The organism is Paenibacillus daejeonensis DSM 15491 (genome assembly GCF_000378385.1).
Taxonomy (GTDB): Bacteria; Bacillota; Bacilli; order Paenibacillales; family Paenibacillaceae; genus Paenibacillus_D; species Paenibacillus_D daejeonensis.
In genome coordinates this window covers 1,032,968-1,047,429 of the sequence record NZ_KB899659.1, presented here as the reverse complement: position 1 = coordinate 1,047,429, position 14,462 = coordinate 1,032,968, and the positions used below count along the sequence as shown (strand labels likewise).

16 protein-coding genes are annotated in these 14,462 nt (G+C 50.0%); 14 read left to right on the top strand and 2 right to left on the bottom strand.

The window, feature by feature from the left end:
* The first annotated feature begins 1 nt into the window (after position 1).
* From queA to mnhG, 10 genes are all read left to right on the top strand, one after another.
* Positions 2–1,048 (top strand): tRNA preQ1(34) S-adenosylmethionine ribosyltransferase-isomerase QueA, encoded by a 1,047-nt coding sequence (queA, locus tag F556_RS0105225; RefSeq protein WP_020615854.1) that lies wholly within the window; start codon positions 2–4, stop codon positions 1,046–1,048.
* Positions 1,049–1,091: 43 nt separating this feature from the next.
* Positions 1,092–2,225: a tRNA guanosine(34) transglycosylase Tgt gene (gene tgt, locus F556_RS0105220; protein ID WP_020615853.1), complete on the top strand. Its 1,134-nt coding sequence runs from the start codon at positions 1,092–1,094 to the stop codon at positions 2,223–2,225.
* A 14-nt stretch (positions 2,226–2,239) separates the two neighbouring features.
* Entirely contained in the window at positions 2,240–2,545 is a 306-nt protein-coding gene (gene yajC, locus F556_RS0105215; protein ID WP_020615852.1) for a preprotein translocase subunit YajC, read from the top strand.
* A gap of 252 nt (positions 2,546–2,797) precedes the next feature.
* Positions 2,798–5,203: a Na+/H+ antiporter subunit A gene (locus F556_RS0105210; RefSeq protein ID WP_020615851.1), complete on the top strand. Its 2,406-nt coding sequence runs from the start codon at positions 2,798–2,800 to the stop codon at positions 5,201–5,203.
* A gap of 1 nt (position 5,204) precedes the next feature.
* Positions 5,205–5,630 carry a Na(+)/H(+) antiporter subunit B gene (locus F556_RS0105205; RefSeq protein WP_020615850.1) on the top strand — a complete coding sequence of 142 codons (426 nt, stop codon included), beginning with the start codon at positions 5,205–5,207 and terminating at the stop codon, positions 5,628–5,630.
* 2 nt (positions 5,631–5,632) lie between these two features.
* Positions 5,633–5,971, top strand: a complete 339-nt coding sequence (locus F556_RS0105200; RefSeq protein WP_020615849.1) for a Na(+)/H(+) antiporter subunit C — start codon at positions 5,633–5,635, stop codon at positions 5,969–5,971.
* Positions 5,964–7,448 carry a Na+/H+ antiporter subunit D gene (locus F556_RS0105195; protein WP_026297116.1) on the top strand — a complete coding sequence of 495 codons (1,485 nt, stop codon included), beginning with the start codon at positions 5,964–5,966 and terminating at the stop codon, positions 7,446–7,448. Before F556_RS0105200 ends, F556_RS0105195 begins: the two co-directional genes overlap by 8 nt.
* A gap of 6 nt (positions 7,449–7,454) precedes the next feature.
* Positions 7,455–7,931: a Na+/H+ antiporter subunit E gene (locus tag F556_RS0105190; protein WP_020615847.1), complete on the top strand. Its 477-nt coding sequence runs from the start codon at positions 7,455–7,457 to the stop codon at positions 7,929–7,931.
* Positions 7,931–8,224 carry a Na(+)/H(+) antiporter subunit F1 gene (locus F556_RS0105185; protein WP_020615846.1) on the top strand — a complete coding sequence of 98 codons (294 nt, stop codon included), beginning with the start codon at positions 7,931–7,933 and terminating at the stop codon, positions 8,222–8,224. Before F556_RS0105190 ends, F556_RS0105185 begins: the two co-directional genes overlap by 1 nt.
* On the top strand, positions 8,199–8,591 hold the full coding sequence (gene mnhG / locus F556_RS0105180) for a monovalent cation/H(+) antiporter subunit G (RefSeq protein ID WP_020615845.1): 393 nt from the start codon (positions 8,199–8,201) through the stop codon (positions 8,589–8,591). Before F556_RS0105185 ends, mnhG begins: the two co-directional genes overlap by 26 nt.
* A gap of 56 nt (positions 8,592–8,647) precedes the next feature.
* On the opposite strand, the gene F556_RS0105175 is transcribed toward mnhG, so the two are convergent.
* Positions 8,648–9,043, bottom strand: a complete 396-nt coding sequence (locus tag F556_RS0105175; RefSeq protein WP_020615844.1) for a TIGR04086 family membrane protein — start codon at positions 9,041–9,043, stop codon at positions 8,648–8,650.
* Between the two features lie 199 nt (positions 9,044–9,242).
* Here F556_RS0105175 and F556_RS0105170 point away from each other — a divergent pair, with 199 nt between their 5' ends.
* Together F556_RS0105170 and F556_RS0105165 are read left to right on the top strand one after the other, a co-directional pair.
* The gene (locus F556_RS0105170; RefSeq protein WP_020615843.1) at positions 9,243–10,568 is read left to right on the top strand and encodes an ArsB/NhaD family transporter; all 1,326 of its coding nucleotides are present in this window, start codon (positions 9,243–9,245) and stop codon (positions 10,566–10,568) included.
* Positions 10,569–10,700: 132 nt separating this feature from the next.
* Positions 10,701–11,450, top strand: coding sequence for a YetF domain-containing protein (locus tag F556_RS0105165; RefSeq protein WP_020615842.1), 750 nt, complete (start codon positions 10,701–10,703; stop codon positions 11,448–11,450).
* Position 11,451: 1 nt separating this feature from the next.
* Here F556_RS0105165 and spoVB read toward each other — a convergent pair whose 3' ends face one another.
* Positions 11,452–12,993, bottom strand: a complete 1,542-nt coding sequence (spoVB, locus tag F556_RS0105160) for a stage V sporulation protein B (RefSeq protein WP_020615841.1) — start codon at positions 12,991–12,993, stop codon at positions 11,452–11,454.
* Between the two features lie 190 nt (positions 12,994–13,183).
* Here spoVB and F556_RS0105155 point away from each other — a divergent pair, with 190 nt between their 5' ends.
* Together F556_RS0105155 and F556_RS0105150 are read left to right on the top strand one after the other, a co-directional pair.
* A complete protein-coding gene (locus F556_RS0105155) occupies positions 13,184–13,423 on the top strand; it encodes a post-transcriptional regulator (protein ID WP_020615840.1) in 240 nt (79 codons plus the stop codon).
* A gap of 92 nt (positions 13,424–13,515) precedes the next feature.
* Positions 13,516–14,436: a cation diffusion facilitator family transporter gene (locus F556_RS0105150; RefSeq protein WP_020615839.1), complete on the top strand. Its 921-nt coding sequence runs from the start codon at positions 13,516–13,518 to the stop codon at positions 14,434–14,436.
* The last annotated feature ends 26 nt before the right edge of the window (positions 14,437–14,462 follow it).

The window sequence follows — 14,462 nt, the reverse complement described above, 5'->3', positions numbered from 1 at the left end:
AATGAAGGTAGAGGATTTTGACTTCGAGCTTCCTGAGCGGCTTATTGCTCAGACGCCGCTGACCGATCGCACAGCCTCCCGGCTGTTGACACTGGATCGCAAGAGCGGAGAGATCAATCATCGTATGTTCACAGATTTGTCGGATCTGCTGCGTGAAGGCGATACATTGGTTTTGAATAATACGAAGGTTCTGCCCGCGCGTCTTATTGGCCAGAAGGCAGATACCGGTGCCAAAATCGAGCTGCTGCTTTTGAAGCAGTTGTCTGGTGATCGTTGGAAAACCCTGGCCAAGCCTGCGAAGCGGGTGAAGCCGGGCACAGAGTTGTGGTTTGGAGACGATGGCAGCGGACAGCCGCTCTTGCGCGCAATAGCGGAGTCGGAAGGCGATATGGGCGCGCGAACGGTCGTCTTTCATTATGAAGGGATATTCAATGAGCTCCTGGACCGGCTTGGAGAAATGCCGCTGCCGCCCTATATTGCAGAGCGCTTGGAGGACAAAGACCGGTATCAGACTGTGTTTGCCCGCCATGAGGGATCGGCAGCTGCGCCCACCGCCGGCTTGCATTTTACTACAGACTATCTAAGCGAATTAGAAAGCCGCGGCGTCCAGTTGGCTTACCTTACGCTGCATGTTGGTCTGGGAACCTTTCGTCCGATGTCCGCAGAAACTGTCGAAGAGCATGTCATGCATTCCGAGTACTACAACTTGGACGAAGAGAATGCAGCCACGTTGCAAGCGGCACGGGAACGCGGGGGACGAATCGTCGCGGTCGGTACGACCTCGGCGCGGACGCTGGAAACCGTAGCTTCCCGGGCAGGCGAAGGGCCTGTCCAAGCTTGCAGCGGTTGGACAGATATCTTTATCTATCCCGGCTACGACTTCAAGCTTGTGGATGCGCTTCTTACCAACTTTCACCTGCCGAAGTCGACGCTGGTCATGCTGGTTAGTGCCCTTGCTGGCAGAGAACAAGTATTGGCTGCCTACCAGGAAGCGGTAGAGCGTGAATACCGATTTTTCAGTTTTGGCGATGCAATGTTCATCTCCTAAGCATTACGAGACCACTTCTAAGAATGGAAGAGTGAATGAAACCGTGGCTATAAAATATGAATTCATAAAACAATGCAAACAATCCGGTGCCCGTCTGGGCCGGATTCATACGCCGCATGGTGTAATCGAGACCCCGGCATTCATGCCGGTCGGTACTCAAGCAACTGTCAAGACGATGAGTCCGGAAGAGCTTAAGACGATGGATGCGCATATTATCCTTTCGAATACGTATCATCTGTTTCTGCGGCCTGGCCACAAGCTCGTCGAGCAAGCGGGCGGTCTGCACAAGTTCATGAACTGGGACCGGCCGATTCTGACGGATAGCGGCGGCTTTCAAGTGTTTAGTCTTAGCGAGATGCGCAAAATTTCGGAAGAAGGCGTCGAATTCCGCTCCCACTTAAACGGGGACAAGCTCTTCCTGTCACCGGAGAAGGCGATGGAAATCCAAAACTCGCTAGGCTCCGATATTATGATGGCCTTTGATGAATGCCCGCCTGCCGGAGCAGATCACGGGTACGTGAAGCAGTCCCTGGAGCGGACAACCCGGTGGGCAGAGCGATGTCTTGCTTCCCATAGTAGAGCCTCCGACCAGGCGCTGTTTGCGATAGTCCAGGGCGGGATGTTTGCCGATTTGCGCAAGCAGAGCGCTCATGAGTTGACTTCCATGGATTTCCCGGGGTATGCTATTGGAGGACTAAGTGTGGGCGAGCCCAAACCGGTCATGTATGACATGCTGGATCACACGGTTCCGCTGCTCCCGTCAGACAAGCCAAGGTACCTGATGGGCGTAGGTTCGCCGGACGCGCTTCTGGAAGGTTCAATTCGCGGGATCGATATGTTCGACTGCGTGCTGCCGACCCGAATTGCCCGCAACGGCACGACCATGACCAGTCAAGGCAGGCTGGTGGTTCGCAATGCCAAGTACGCCGAGGACTTTGGACCGCTGGATCCGGAGTGCAGCTGTTATACCTGCACGCACTATTCGCGAGCCTATATTCGTCATCTGATTAAGGCGGATGAGAGCTTCGGCATTCGTCTGACGACGATTCACAATTTGCATTTCTTGCTTCAACTCATGCGGGACGTACGACAAGCCATCGCAGATGACTGCTTGCTTGATTTTCGGGATGCGTTTTTCTCGAAGTACGGACTTGACCATAATGAGAAAGGTTTTTGAAAGGGGGGATATCGATGTTCATCGCTGCAGAAGCAGGTGGCGCTAATCTGCTAGTTTCGATTGCACCGTTTATTCTAATGTTCGCCGTCTTCTATTTCCTGTTGATCCGGCCGCAGCAGAAAAAACAAAAAGATCGCAACCTCATGCTCACGCAATTGAAAAAGGGTGATAAAGTCACAACAATTGGCGGTTTGCATGGAACCATTCAAGAAATTACGGACGATATCGTCGTGCTTCGGGTAAATGATGCGACGAAGCTTACGTTCAACCGGGACTCCATCAATCAAGTGACTCAACCTAGCACATCGTTGACGGAGTAGGCATCTGAAACTGCACGGGTGGCGGCTGCCAGTCGTGCAGTTTTTTTAGATTAGAGCGTCTGATGTACATGCTGAAAAATGAAACTTATGGGCAAGTTATACGTATTACGGATGAAGTGCTTTTTTTCGGACTCATCTGACGACAAGGCTTCATGCGGTTCAGTCTGAAAATTCCACGCTGTATACGCGTTCCTATAGGAACGACTAATAGTTTAGCATGGGGACTCAATTTGGGGGTGTTGCTGCTTGTCTATGCTTCATGGTGTTATTTTACTTCCTTTTGTTGCGGCAGCTATCGTGCCGCTGTTTTACAAGCTATTCCGAAGAATTCATACGGGGTGGTTTGTACTGCCGGTTCCGCTACTGGCATTTGTATATTTTATTCTTTCGATGCCTACCATCCGAGAGGGTGAAGCTATACAATCCACGGTTTCCTGGATTCCTTCCCTGGGCGTTGATATTACGGCCTATCTGGATGGACTGGGATTGTTATTCTCCTTATTAATTACCGGCATAGGGACGCTTGTCGTCATCTACTCCATCTACTACCTCTCCAAAGAAAAAGAAGCCATCCATCGGTTTTATATGTATTTGCTTCTATTTATGGGCGCGATGCTGGGGGTCGTACTCTCCGATAATCTGATCGTGCTATATGGCTTCTGGGAATTGACAAGTCTTTCCTCGTTCCTGTTGATTGCCTTCTGGTATAACCGGGATCATTCGCGCTATGGAGCGCTGAAGTCGATGCTCATCACTGTCTTCGGCGGATTTGCCATGTTAACCGGCTTTATTCTGCTTTATACGATGACGGGTACGTTCAGTATACGCGAGATCATTGATCTGGCTCCGACACTGCCTGGACAGGATATGTTCGTTCCGGCGATGATTCTTGTGTTGCTTGGCGCGTTTACCAAGTCAGCCCAGTTCCCGTTTCACATCTGGTTGCCAGATGCGATGGAAGCACCGACACCAGTCAGCGCTTATCTGCATTCGGCTACGATGGTCAAGGCCGGACTCTATGTTGTCGCGCGTTTCAGTGCGATCTTCGCAGGGGATGCGCTATGGTTCTGGATCGTGTCGCTAACCGGACTGGTTACACTATTATGGGGCTCGTATACTGCCGTACGGCATACGGACCTGAAGGCCATACTTGCTTACTCGACGATCAGTCAGCTCGGTTTGATTATGTGCTTGTTCGGTCTGGGTTCCGCTTCGTTTTATACCGGAGGAGCGGATATTGCACTCTACACCGCAGCAATCATGACAGCCGTGTTTCATCTGATCAATCATGCAACTTTCAAGGGCGCGTTGTTTATGGTCGTCGGGATCGTGGACCACGAGACCGGTACCCGGGACATTCGCAAGCTTGGCGGCTTGATGGCCTTCATGCCCGTAACGTTTACTTTTGCATTAATCGGCACGCTCTCGATGGCGGGGCTGCCGCCATTTAACGGCTTCCTGAGTAAAGAAATGTTCTTTACCGCTTTGCTTTCGGTAGCGGAAATGGATTTCTTCAGCGTTCAATCATGGTCTATTCTATTCCCGGTTGTCGCCTGGGTGGCCAGCGTATTTACCTTTATCTATTCGTTGATTATCCTGCTCAAGACATTTACCGGCCGTTTTCCCAAGGAAGAACTGGGAGAGCCACCGCATGAGGCATCGCTTGGGCTGTTGATTCCTCCAGGTATCTTAGCATTGCTGGTCATTGTGTTTGGCTTGTTCCCGAACCTGCTGACGCACTCGCTTATTGAACCGGCGATGCAGGCCATCTTGCCGACACTGGACAATGTGGAAGCCAAGCACATCAGTATGTGGCATGGTTTTGTTCCTGAGTTGTGGATGACAATCGGCGTAGCGGTCGCTGGTATCTTGCTCTACCTGACACTCAAACGCTGGCAGCGTCTGTATTCCTATTTTCCAGGAAGCTTGTCCTTCTCGAGAGTATACGATTTTCTGCTGAAAGGGTCGCAACGCTTTTCGCGTATCATCACCGATACGTATATGACGGGCTCACTCAGACACTATATGATTTATATATTTGTCTTCCTTGTCCTCGTCGGAGGTTACTTCCTGACGCGCATTAATCCGTTTGAGCGTCACGGCGAAGTGGTATTTGCTGAAGTGTCCATTTACGAAGTGATTCTTACCATCGTTCTTCTCATTGCGGCTATCGCGGTCCCGTTGGCCAAATCCAGAATGGCTGCGATTGTGCTGGTTGGGGCGGTAGGCTACATGGTGACGTTGTTCTTTATCATCTTCCGTGCGCCGGACCTTGCCTTGACACAGATGATTGTAGAAACGGTGTCTGTTGCTCTGTTCCTGCTCTGCTTCTATCATCTGCCCAAGCTGCAGAAGGAGAAGTCATCCCGGGGGATGAGAATTTTCAAGTTAATTGTTTCCGGTTCCGTTGGTTTACTGGTGACATTAATTGCGCTCGCAGTATCCAACCACCAAATGTTTGATTCGATCTCCAATTATTTCGTTGAAGAAAGCTATCGCTCGGCTGGTGGCAAGAATATTGTCAATGTCATTCTTGTTGATTTCCGCGGATTTGATACGTTTTTGGAAATTATGGTGCTCGGAGCAGCGTCTCTGGCCATTTACGCTCTGATTAAAGTTCGCGACCGTACCCCTCACGAAAGAAAGGAGGAGCGCTGATATGAAACGAACCGATGATGTCGTCTTGCAGACGACCTCGCAAGTCACTGTGTTCATCATTATTACATTCTCAGCCTTCTTATTTCTAGCCGGGCACAATAACCCCGGCGGGGGATTTATCGGTGGTCTGATGTCCGCTGCCGCTTTAGTATTGCTAGCATTGTCTTATGATTTAAAAACGGTTAAGCAGGCACTTCCTGTTAATTTCCATTATATGACTGCGACCGGAATGTTGATTGCTATATTTTCTGGCATGGGCTCGTTCGTTTTTGATGCTCCATTTCTTTCTCAAGCCTATGATTACTTTGATTTACCCCTCCTGGGGAATGTAGAGCTGGCCACGGCCATGGTCTTTGACCTTGGTGTCTATCTTGCAGTTGTGGGCGTGACCATGACGATTATTCTGTCCATCGGGGAGGATCGATAACGATGGAAATACTGATGTCCGTAACGACCGGTGTACTGTTCATGATTGGAACGTATATGATCCTCTCCCGCAACCTACTCCGGATTATACTGGGAACCTCTTTGCTCACCCATGGTGTACATCTACTGCTGTTGACCATGTCGAGACTGAAGACGGGTGTCGCACCAATTTGGAGCGAAGATATTGGTGCATACGTCGATCCGCTACCACAAGCGCTTATTTTGACTTCCATCGTCATCAACTTCGGCGTAACTGCGTTTTTCTTCGTTCTTGCATACCGGGCTTACCAAGAGAACAAAACAGACGACATGGAGCAGTTAAGGGGAGGAGACGATGAGTAACCTAACGATAATACCTTTGTTGATTCCATTGACGACGGGAGCATTGCTTGTCTTCTTCCGTAACCAACGGATATGGCTGCGCGTAATTAGCCTAATCAGTGTATTTCTAAACGTAGCCGTTTCACTATATTTGGCTTACCAAGTTTATCATAAAGGCATTTTCACTCTTAATATGGGAGGGTGGGCACCACCGTACGGCATCGTGTTCGTAGCCGACATGTTTGCTATGATTCTTGTAGTGACGACGACCATTATTGGTGCTGCATGTCTTATATATGCATTTGCAACGGTGGAAGAAGAGAAGGAGCGACACTATTTTTATGTATTCTACCAATTCCTTCTTGTTGGCGTAATTGGCTCATTTATGACAGGAGATATCTTTAATCTCTTTGTCTGTTTCGAAGTGATGCTGATTTCTTCTTACGCTTTGATTGTGTTGGGCGGTAAGAAGCGCCAGCTGCGCGAATCCCTTAAATATTTGCTAATTAATATTGTTTCTTCAGCAATGTTCGTAACCTCGATTGCTTATTTATACGGCGTCACGGGAACGTTGAATATGGCACACCTGTCTGTACGTGTGGCGGAAGCAGGCCAGGGTGGCATGATGACGCTGGTTGCTATCCTTTTTCTTTTCGTATTTGGCATGAAAGCCGGATTATTCCTGTTTTTCTGGCTTCCTGGGTCTTATACGGTTCCTTCGCCAGTTGTGACAGCTCTGTTCGGCGCATTGCTGACCAAGGTAGGGATCTACGCGATCATCCGAACGTTTACATTGATTTTTTATCATGATCCTGGCATAACGCATACGTTCATTGGCATCTTAGCTGCATTGACTATGTTACTCGGCGTTATCGGTGCGCTGGCCTATAGAGATGTGAATCGAATTTTAGTTTACAATATTGTGGCTGGCGTCGGATTTATCGTGTTTGGTTTGGCAATCGCCAATCAATCCTCACTTGAGGGTGCAATCTATTACCTTACGCATGACATGGTGGCCAAAGCGCTACTCTTTCTACTCGGCGGTATTATTACCGCTGCTGCGGGCACAGATAAACTGTCCAAAATGGGTGGTATGATTAAAGAGTATCCTTTGATTGGATGGCTGTTCTTGCTAACAACCATCAGTTTGGTAGGGGTGCCTCCGTTGAGTGGCTTTATCGGCAAGTTGTTAATTGTACAAGGTGGGCTGGAAGGTGGCTGGTATTGGACGACTGGAATCAGCCTTCTCATGAGTCTACTTGTCCTGTTGTCCTTAATCCGTGTTTTCCTGCAAGTGTTTTGGAGCGACAATTTGCACCGAGTGAAGCCCCCGCAGCCGCTCAAACTAAATGCAGGACTCGTCACACCTGTCTTAGGGTTAGGCTTACTGGTAATATTGATTGGCGTCTGTGCACAGTGGCTTTACCCGTATGTATCAATGGCTGCGGAGGTGCTCATGAAACCTGAGCTCTATATCGAAGCCGTGCTAAAGGAGTAGATCCCGATGGCCTTTCAATTTATTATCAATATGATCATCGCTTTTATATGGATGTTCCTTCACAATGAATGGACCTTTTCCTTTTTTATCGTCGGCTTTCTTGTAGGTGCAGGCTTTGTCTTTGTATTTCGGAGATTTTTCGGTGGACGATACTACATGTACCGGGTATGGAAATGTGTGAAGCTGATGCTGCTCTTTCTACGGGAGTTAGTGCTCTCGAGTATTGTAGTGATCCGGCACATTATCCAACCGGAGCTTAAGATTCGTCCCGGTATCTTCGCATATGAGACGAAGCTTAGCAGCAATTGGGAGCTAACGGTGCTAGCTTGCTTGCTTACATTGACCCCAGGAACGTTGATCTTGGAGGTTTCCAAGGAACGACAAACCTTGTATTTGCATGCGATGAACATGGCAGACGAAGAGAAGTATGTTTCACAAATTCGCGATATTTTTGAAAAAGCAATTCTGGAGGTGACGCGATAATGCTTGACGTTGCACTTTACATCTCTTTGCTTATTCTTTCGCTTGCCACTTTAACATGTTTGTTTCGGGTCATTAAAGGGCCGTCAATGCCGGATCGCGTCGTTGCTCTGGATACAATTGGCATTAATTTAATAGGGATTGTTACGATTTTATCCATTATTTATCGGACACAAGCCTACTTGGAATTGATTTTGTTAATTGGCATTCTGGCATTTCTAAGCACTGTAGCGTTTTCCAAGTTTATTCAGAGGGGAGTGGTGGTGGATCATGGAGACAGTACAGACGATCGCTGAACCGGTCATTGCAATTCTGATCCTCATAGGCGCCATATTAGGCGCTCTAAGCGCCTTTGGGCTGATACGCTTACCTGATGTTTATTTGCGAGCGCATGCCGCCACCAAGAGTGCTACGTTAGGTGTGCTTTGCGTGTTGGGTGGAGGTTTTCTGTATTTTGTTTTTTTTGAGCGACTTATCAGTGCGAAGATGCTGCTGGGCATTGTGTTCGTGTTCATCACAGCACCGGTTGCTGGTCACTTGATAGAGCGAGCCGCTTATATGTCTGGTGTGCCGATGTGGCAAAAAAGCGTCCGCGACGATCTGAAAATGGCGATTGCCGAGGAACGCAAGAGCCGGCCGCAAACCGAAAAATCTCAAGCTTAAGACCACCAAAAAAAAATCGCTTCCGGAGATGGTAATCATCCTCGGAAGCGATTTTGCTAATTGGCGTTTCGAGCATGAATGCCGACCATCCCGCCAAGTCCGCCCGCTGCTAACGTAAGAGCGAATAGCGTCAGACTGTTGAGACCAAATGACGAATCCAGTGCCAGAAAACCGGCGATTAGCACCAGCAGGCCATAGAAGACGCCAAGCACGCTGCCATGATACCAGCCTTTTTGACCAGAGCGCCGACCAGCGACAAAACCACCGGCTAATGCACATAGACTGTGAACGATCAGAGAAAGCTGTGGTAGCGATTGCTCTTTCATACTGCTGAAATGAAGCAGCAGCGACAGCAGCAAGACGGAGGCGGTCAACCAAATGGCAGCAACCATCAAACCGGCCAGGAGCGGTGAGCCAATCTTGACTTTGGGTACATGCTTGATAGGATTCATCATGCAACTTCCTTTCCGAGGGAATAGGAGAGCAGTCCGTCGTCAGGCGGCGAGCGGACAAACGTCGTAGTACAGCATATGGTCAAGCTGATCAAATTAGTACGGCTGGCTTCAATTCGACCGCTTTAGTATAATATGAGGGTCTTTGCTGAACACGCACTTATATGGTTTGGGGCTTACAACAGGAGGTACACAACGAATGGAGTATACAACAACCGATCAATGGCTCGGAGGAGGCTGGCAGTGGATTGTCGCTGCGATTTTGTTTGGCGTCACCTACTTTGCTGGAATAACCGAGAAGCTAAGTCGGGCATGGGCTGCTGTAGCGGCAGCCTGTCTACTAATATTTCTGGGCATCGTGCCGATTGGTCAGGCACTCTCCACCTTTATGGTATGGGATGCTTTGCTGTTGCTTGCCGGGATGATGCTGCTTACAGGTCTTCTCGGAAGAAGTGGAATTTTTTTGCAAGCAGCCGTCAGAATTATCGCATGGGCACAAGGACGTCCAATCTTGCTGCTTGGCTTAATGATGCTAACTGGCGCGTTGCTGTCGGCCATTGTTGACCAGTTGGGAACCATTTTAATTCTAGTGCCGATTGCGCTATCGACAGCGAGTCTGTTACGCATCCCGGTGTTTCCGTTTTTGGCGGGCATTATTATTAGCAGTAACATAGGCGGTACCGCTACACTCGTCGGAAGCACGGCCAATATACTGATTGGCTCGTCTGCAGACCTATCTTTCCTTGCCTTCATAAGCGAACTAGGGCCTCTGCTGCTGCTCATTCTGCTCGCAGCGACGCTGCTGCTCATGCTTGTGTACCGGAAGAAACTGACGGTTTCTGAAAAAGACCGCCAACACCTGCTCAAGCAGGCCAAAGTAGCTGCAAAGCAAGCGAAGGACAATCGGCATCGCGTCATAGGCTGGGTTGTTCTCGCGGCGGCAACGGCTGGCTTTCTGCTGCATGACTGGCTCAGTATTCCCCCTTATGCTGTGGCATGGGGCGGGGCAGTCGTCATGCTGGTCGCTGGGGCGGCAGGCAGCGTCAAGGAAACGGTGCAGCTGATTGAATGGAACGCGCTAGCTTACATCGCAGGACTGCTGGTAGTCGTGGGAGCGTTGCAGCAAACAGGCATTATTTATCACTTGGCAGGCATGGCGCTGCAAATCACAGAAGGCGAAGGCAAGGTCGCATCGCAGCTGGTGCTATGGACGTCTGGCCTGGTCTCAATTGCGGCAGATCATTTGGCATTGGTCGCGGGAGCGATCCCCCTTATCGAGGAAATGGGCAATTATCTGAACAGCGATTCACAGAGCTGGACGGGGGGCTGGTGGGCACTGGTGCTGGGTGCAGGACTCGGAAGCAATGCAACGTTACTCGGCTCCTCAGCAAGTATCGTGGCCGCAGGGATGGCTGGCAAGGAAGGAAAGCCGGTTTCCTTTTGGCGTTACTGTGCGATCGGCGTGCCTGTAACCCTTTTGTCCCTTGCCATTAGCGCATTGTACCTTTATTACTATCACATGTAGTTTTATAAATGAGTGTTGCCATTATTTCATCATCCTTTATCTGCATGCCGATTGGCTTCGGCGGCTACACTACCCCTTACGTATGGTTATCGCATGAATCACTGCGCTTAATCTTCCGAAGGGGTGGTTGTCGTGTCCGAGCTCGGACTAATTTTACTGCGAACGGTATTAATTTACTTTGTCGTGCTGCTGGTCATGCGCTTCATGGGCAAGCGGGAAATCGGCAAGCTCTCTATTTTTGACTTGGTCATCTCCGTCATGGTGGCAGAGATTGCGGTCATTGTCATTGAGGATACCAAGGTGCCGATGCTTCACGGCATTGTGCCCATGCTGGCGCTCATGATTATTCAGGTAGGTCTGGCTTATGTCACGCTTAAAAACCGCAAGCTCCGTTTGCTCTTTGACGGCAAACCTAGTGTCATTATCGCCAGGGGGAAGTTGAACCGCAAAATTATGGCCAAACAACGTTACAATCTGGATGATATGCTGCTCCAGTTAAGGGAAAATCAAGTCTCCGCCATATCAGATGTTGAATTTGCGATTCTCGAAACAAGTGGTAAATTGTCCGTCATTAAAAAAGATGATGCTTCTTCACAATTACAGAACCAGAGCCAAAACCAGAGCCAAAACCAAAACCAGGAGCAAAGCCAGCAAGAAAAAGGGCCGGATATATTCCCGCCCCGGTTTCGCTATGAAATATTGCCGCTTCCTCTCGTAATGGATGGAAAAGTTCAGCATGAAAATCTGGTCAAGCTTGAAAAAAATATGTTCTGGCTCAAAAATGAGTTGCGAAAAAAAGGTGTGACCGACCTCAAGGACGTATTTCTTTGTACGATGGACCATAAGGGCAAGCTGTTTGTTGATACCGAAGGGCGTTCATGACTCACTTGGCTACCCAGCGGCCGATGAGGGGGATGCGTGACAGATCATCTCTGTCAATAATGCCAAGGAGCACCATCAGAAGCAGATAAACGACCATTCCACCGCCGAGTGCCACCAGTAGCTGCAGCCAATCGCCCCCTGGAAAAGGATAGGCATAACTGAACTTCACTGCGGCGCCCATGATGACCATGGATGCACCTACCTTCACAAAGTCCAGCATTTTCATGTGGAAGCCAATGAGCCGAATAACACTGGACCAATGAAGCAGCGTGACAATGACAATCTGGACAGCCATAGCAATCAGAACACCGTAGATGCCAAGTTCCGGGCGCGAGGCGAGCAACGTAATTAACGATAGCTTGATGATGGCTCCGACCAACGTGTTGCGCAATGCCGTGCCTGGTTTATCCAAGGCCTGCAAAGCGGCTTGAAGCGGTGCTTGAAGATAGATGAACAATGCAACGGGTGCAATGAGGCGAAGCATGGGTGCAATCTCTTCGTAATCGTAGAGAATACTGCAAATGGGTCCGGCAAGCATACCCATGTAGACGATAAACGGTGCTCCGCTGACGAGCGCGAGCCGCATCGTCTGGTGCATTCGCTTGCGGATGGTAGCTAAGTCATTACGAGCAGCGGCTTCCGACAGTGAGGGAACGAGCGACGAGGACAAGGAGTACGTGAGCGCGGTAGGAAGCAGAACGATGGGAATGATCATGCCCTGTAGTGCCCCATATTGAGCGGTTGCTGCGCCTGTGGCGATACCGGCGACAGCCAAAGCGCGTACGGTTAGGATGGACTCGAACAAATAGGAGAGCGAGCCAGTCATTTTGCTGAGAGTGACTGGCACTGACCATCCGACCAGACGCTTCAGCACAGGCTCGGCAGGTGTTCCTGACAAGCGCTGGCGACGTTTCCTGTCCTGGGCCAGCTGAAATAACAACACAAGCAAACCACAGATTTCACCAATGACAGCCCCAATCATCGCTCCGGCAGCAGCCCATTCTAAGCCAAGCGGCAAAAACAGCTGGGCAAAGTACAGGACAAAGATGATTCGGAATAATGTTTCAATGACTTGAGAAAGCGCACTGGGGATCATGTTTTGTCTGCCTTGAAAATAACCTCTGCACACGGAGGAGATGGCAGCGATCAGCAACATGGGTGTCATGAATAAAAACGGATAGTAGACGCGTTCATCCGTTAGCACATGAGTTGAGATCCAAGGGGCCAGGGCTATTGTGACGGCTGTGAAGACAACCGCTAGCACAAGCGTGAGCTTGATCGCCGTGCGGAAGATTTGTCTGACTTTGTGTTCATCCCCCAGTGACTCAGCCTCTGCCACCCATTTGGCAACGGCAATTGGTATACCGCCTGTAATCACGGTTAGCATCACAATCAAAAACGGATAGCCGAGCTGAAATAAACCTACGCCCTCGGCACCAATAATGCGCGGCAGCGCAATGCGCGGGATGAACCCGAGGATGCGGTTGATGATACCGGCTGCGAGTAAAATCATGGCGCCTTTAATAAATGTCTGTTTGGTCACGTGATCTCCTCGACTTTCCTGGCGGGTTGACAAGGCCCGGCACATTCATGCTGGGTCAGGCCCTATCCAAGCTTATGCTTGGCATGTCCGATTCAATGCTCACAAAATGAGCTTGTCAGAAGGAAATCCTATCCGGCAGGAAATGGACAGGCCCTGTCGAATAGGTAAGGTAACAAGGAAGGGGATGCCGATGGACGATCGGGAGCTGAATGAAACCATCGAGTCGCTATGCAGGAGCAAAGCGGAGGAATTTCACTTGATCGGCTATGAGCATGTGACGGCAGAGGAGATCTGGCAGTGCGTCAGTAACGGCTATAGACAAGGAGAAGAGCCGCCGCTCTACCGAATTGTCAATGATATTCTCTCCTTGAAAGTGACAGCCTTTATGAATTTCATGACAATTAGCGCTTTTAAGGGAACCGCCTTTTAATGGACGGTTCTTTTTTTTGACGGGATTTTGGGGCATCGTTATAATAGGACTGATAAGCTTTGCACTGGGCAAGCAAAGAAGGGGTGGTCAAGATGGTGGCAAAGCCGCGACATGCGGAAGCTGAAGCTGCTGCGACATTCGGGCTGGCCGGCAATGCTGGACTGGCGCTGCTCAAAGGAGCAACGGGGATTCTGGCGGGCAGCACGGCGCTATTGGCCGATGCTGTAAGATCGGCCGCGGAGGCAGCTGCTTGCTTTGCCGCAATGACCGGCCTGCGCAAGAGCCGTGGGCAGACTGTGCAGAGCCAAGACAAAAAAACAGCTCAGCGAGCTCAGGGTCAGATGGAAACCGTATCGGGCGTCATCATTTCGGTTCTGCTCCTGCTGCTGGGCTTGGAAATCGCCATTCAAACCATTCGATCGGTTATGCTGGGGGTCGATGCAGCGCCGCACTGGACGGCTATCGCTGGCATTGTGGTGTCGATGCTTATCCAGCAATTTGTTATGCCAAGCAAAAACCGCCGCACCGATCTGCTGGCCTCCAGCGTGGCGCTAGTCGGCATTACGGGTGCCTATGGCGGAGAGCTGTTTGCCCTGCCGTCGTTATACTATCTTGATCCTGCGGCTGCATTCATCATCGCCATTGTTGTCTTGTTGAGTGGCTACCGTCTGATTACCGGTCTTGTTCTCCATGGACACAAGGTGTCCCTGCAGGAGGAAGATGCGGAGGAGCTGATGCAGACGGTGCAGCGAATCGAAGGGGTCATTACCGTTGAGGACCTGAAGGCATGGGAGCAGGGGCACTATGTAGCTGTTGAACTGCGCATTAGCGTCAATCCCCGGATCAGCGTACTGGAAGGGCAAGACATTGCCAAGCGGGTGAAGGAGCTTTTGCTCAAACGGTTTATTCATATCAGCGATGTATATATTTCGGTTGATCCTTATGATCCGGGTTATCCATACAAATCCAATCATGATCCGAATCAGGAGCCGATGCCGACATTGCTGCAGTAACTTTTTTAGATTGTCGAGGTGAGGAC